2 protein-coding genes are annotated in these 1,319 nt (G+C 71.9%); one reads left to right on the top strand and one right to left on the bottom strand.

What is annotated here, in order from left to right; genetic code table 11:
* Positions 1 to 524: PP2C family protein-serine/threonine phosphatase (locus AB0M20_RS44000; RefSeq protein ID WP_364307489.1), on the top strand; the 524-nt coding region annotated here is incomplete at its 5' end.
* Here the strand turns inward: AB0M20_RS44000 and AB0M20_RS44005 are convergent.
* Positions 514 to 1,319, bottom strand: an 806-nt coding sequence (locus AB0M20_RS44005; protein ID WP_364307490.1) for a VWA domain-containing protein, incomplete at its 5' end; no start/stop codon positions are given. The genes AB0M20_RS44000 and AB0M20_RS44005 overlap by 11 nt on opposite strands.

Raw genomic sequence — 1,319 nt, forward strand, 5'->3', positions numbered from 1 at the left:
TGGCCACGTACGCGCTGCGCAACGCCCGCCGCGCCGGCCTGCCACTGGCCGACCAGGCCGCGCTCGCCGACCAGGCGATCTTCGCCCAGCACCAGGGCGCGCGGCACGTGTCGGCGCTGCTGCTAGAGCTCGACCTGACGACCGGCGTCCTGGAGGCGGTGGACGCCGGCTCGCCGCTGCTGATGCTGTTGCGCGACGGCGAGGCACACGACCAGCCGCTCGACGCGCAGTTCCCGCTCGGCATGTTCGAGGCCACCGACTACCGAGCCGAGCGCATCCGGCTGAACCCGGCCGATCGCCTGCTCATCGTCAGCGACGGCGTGACCGAGGCCGCGGGTTCCGCCGGCCGTTACGGCCAGACCGCCCTGCAGCGGTTCGCCCGGCGGGCGAGCTCGCTGGCGCCGCTGGAGGCGGTCCGATCGCTGCTCGGCGACCTGCGCACGCACATCGGCGACGCCAACCTCGAGGACGACGCGGTCGCGGTCGTCCTCGACTGGAACCGGCCCGGCAGTTCTAGCCCTTAGCGCCGGTGCGGGACGCCATGGCCTGCAGGAAGATGTCGGTGATCTTCGACTCGTCGGGCGCGAGGAACACGCCACCGGCCGGGGTCACCGCGGTGATCTTCTCCAGCTCGCCCTTGTCCACCCCGGTGCCGATCCCGACGATGACCAGGCGCACCGGCTTCTTCGGGTCGGTCGACTTCTTCATCTCCGCGAGGAGCTGGGCCTGGGTGAGACCGTCCGGGTTCTCGTTCTTGCCGTCGGTGAACAGCAGGACCGAGTTGACCCGGCCCTCCACATAGCCGTTCTGCACTTCCTTGTACGCCGCCAGCACGGTGTCGTACAGGCCGGTGCCGCCGCCCTTCTTGGGCCCGAACTGGTTCGTCGTCGCGTTGATCTCGTTGCGCGCCACGCTCAGCGGGCTGATCGGGTAGAGCTCCTTGTACGGCTTGTCACCGTCCATCCGGGTGGAGAAGACCCAGACACCCACCGACCACTTGTCGTCGAAGAGGGTCAGGCCGACCCGGGCCGCCCTCGCGGTGACCTCTGCGCGGGTCGCGCCCTTGGCGGTCGGCACCTTGGTGTTCATCGAACCCGAGACGTCGAAGACCCCGAGCACCCGGGCCGGCTGCGTGATCGCCGCCCAGCTGCCGATCGCCTGGTTGATCACGCCGGCGTCGATCCCGGCAGCGGCCGCCTCGCCCTGCGACGGGTTCGCCGAACCGCTCGCCGCGGGAGTGGCCGCCGGCGCGGCGGCCGGCGCGGGGTAGCCACGGCCGACCGTGCCGTCGGGCCCCCCCAGCCCCGGGGCGGCGCGGG

This window comes from Actinoplanes sp. NPDC051633, from assembly GCF_040681735.1.
Classification (GTDB): domain Bacteria; phylum Actinomycetota; class Actinomycetes; order Mycobacteriales; family Micromonosporaceae; genus Actinoplanes.